Genomic DNA, 959 nt, shown 5'->3' with positions numbered 1-959 from the left:
TGGGGTGTGGCTTGTCTAGGTCCCACTCCACCCTGGAGGCTCTCGTGTCCCACCGTAATGCCCGCCTGACCGTGCACGGCCGCATGCTCATCGTCCAGCGCCACCGGGCTGGCTGGAAGCAGGCCCACATCGCCGCCGCGATGGGGGTTTCCCGCAAGTGCGTCCGCACCTGGCTCGACCGGTACGCCGCCGAGGGCGATGCCGGCCTGGAGACCCGTTCCTCGCGCCCGCACACCATGCCGACCCGCACCAGTCACGAGGTCGAGCAGAAGGTCCTCGCCGCGCGGGCTGAGCACCGTGATGGCCAAGACGTCCTCGGTCCCCGGGTCGGGGTCGCGCCGCGCACCGTGGCGCGGATCCTGCGCCGCCACGGCGTCCCCTATCTGCGCGAGTGCGACCCCATGACCGGGGAGGTCATCCGGTCCTCGAAGGCCACCGCGCAGCGCTACGAACGCGACCGGCCCGGCGAGCTGGTCCACATGGACGTCAAGAAGCTCGGCAAGATCCCCGACGGCGGCGGCTGGCGCGCCCACGGACGGGCGAACGGCAATCGCGACCGCAAGGTCAAGATCGGCTACGACTACGTGCACTCGCTGGTCGATGACCACTCACGACTGGCCTACTCAGAGATCCTGCCCGACGAGAAGGGCCCCACCTGCGCGGCGTTCCTCGAGCGTGCCGCGGCCTACTTCGCTGCCAAGGGCATCACCCGGATCGAACGGGTCATGACCGACAACGCGTTCGCCTACCGGAACTCGGCCGACATGAAACGGGTCTGCGCCGACCTGGGCGCCAAGCAGAAGTTCATCAAACCCCACTGCCCCTGGCAGAACGGCAAGGTCGAGCGCCTCAACCGCACCCTGGCCACCGAGTGGGCCTACCGCCAGACCTTCACCAGCAACGCCGAGCGGGCAGACGCCCTTGCACCGTGGCTCGAGCACTACAACACTGTCCGCCGT

The 959-nt window shown here is 69.0% G+C and carries 1 protein-coding gene; it reads left to right on the top strand.

Features of this window, described 5'->3' with window-relative positions; genetic code table 11:
* Positions 1 to 44: 44 nt before the first annotated feature.
* Positions 45 to 959 (top strand): IS481 family transposase (locus ACFPGP_RS23840; protein ID WP_378594060.1); only part of this gene is annotated, 915 nt, incomplete at its 3' end.

The sequence above is a fragment of the Nocardioides taihuensis genome (genome assembly GCF_042657275.1).
GTDB classification, from domain to species: domain Bacteria; phylum Actinomycetota; class Actinomycetes; order Propionibacteriales; family Nocardioidaceae; genus Nocardioides; species Nocardioides taihuensis.
Note: the sequence above shows the minus strand (reverse complement) of the source record. Positions and strands in the feature narration are given on the sequence as shown.